Origin of the sequence: Cedecea sp. NFIX57 (genome assembly GCF_900177785.1) — a bacterium.
GTDB classification, from domain to species: Bacteria; Pseudomonadota; Gammaproteobacteria; order Enterobacterales; family Enterobacteriaceae; genus Cedecea; species Cedecea neteri_C.
The window spans coordinates 1-1,029 of record NZ_FXAS01000142.1 but is presented as its reverse complement, the minus strand read 5'-3'; the positions used below and the strand labels follow the sequence as shown (position 1 = coordinate 1,029).

Below are 1,029 nucleotides of genomic sequence, written 5' to 3'. Positions count from 1 at the left end.
TGATTCATATTGTTGTAGAAGAGCCAGCGGGACACAGCGGGAAAGCCGGGCTGCTCAATCACACAACTGCCGTCACACAGCTGGTACTCATGGCGTACGCCTGGTTGGGGGTAGGATGCCCCTGTTACACGAAGCAGCACTATGACCTCCCGATAGCCAGTGGGCCGTCATAACGACCATTCACACCATGATGCAGTTGTGCTCCTGTGCCTTCGCTAAAACCAGCGCTTATTGCATTATCCGAGCCGCGACAGGCTTTAGCTTCACGTCCTACCCCATCCTTTAAACCACGATCCTCACGTAATTTGGCGGCATAGCGCTCAATCACGCCTTTCTCTCCGGGTGGGATAGAAAAGGGTTGGACGACCTGAGAAGCACCATATACCCAGCCCTCACAGAACTGATCGCCGCGAGCAATACGGGTAGCAGGCTTGCAGCGTTTACAGTGCTTCACCTGGTACTCTTTACGGGCCTGCATCATCTGCCGGGAGAGAACATCAAAAGCGTAAGCAGCAACCTCGGCACGCTGGCCTGGTGCATAGAAGCGTACAAACCACTTCAGCGAGCGGGACTGGCGATATTTCCCCGTCACATAACACTCAACACCAAAAGATTTGCAGATAAGGTCAATGAGAGCGTGCATATAAATTGGTGACCTTTGAGCGTCACTTGGCGCACCAGAACTGTCAGCTTCTGTTATCTCGGAAAATTCAACATCGGTGGCACTCAGATTGTACTCACGCATATAAGCCTGCGCTTTCGCCATCGCATTAGCCGCTTCCTCCGGGCTGGATGTACCTTTAGCCAGCCGCAGCAGCTTTTTGATTTTGGCGAGGTATTTATCGCGGTTAATGCTCATTGCGACCTCCCCACAAAACCGTTAATGGCCAGGAAAGTGCCCATGGCGCGCTCTACAAGCTGGGTATTGCGATATCGCTCAATCCCCCAGACGATGGCGTAGCAAATCCACAGGTAGTGATAGCTGGGTGTCAGCATGCTCCCTGAATCCTCAAGAATTTCGTAGGTGGT

At 52.7% G+C, this 1,029-nt stretch carries 1 protein-coding gene; it reads right to left on the bottom strand.

The window, feature by feature from the left end:
• Positions 1-139 precede the first annotated feature (139 nt).
• A complete protein-coding gene (locus tag B9Y90_RS26305) occupies positions 140-859 on the bottom strand; it encodes a DUF2786 domain-containing protein (protein ID WP_085543200.1) in 720 nt (239 codons plus the stop codon).
• Positions 860-1,029 lie beyond the last annotated feature (170 nt).

What these genes read in the sequence shown, in the direction of transcription:
- B9Y90_RS26305 (WP_085543200.1), bottom strand. Translation starts at nt 859, where the DNA reads ATGAGCATTAACCGCGATAAATACCTCGCCAAAATCAAAAAGCTGCTG.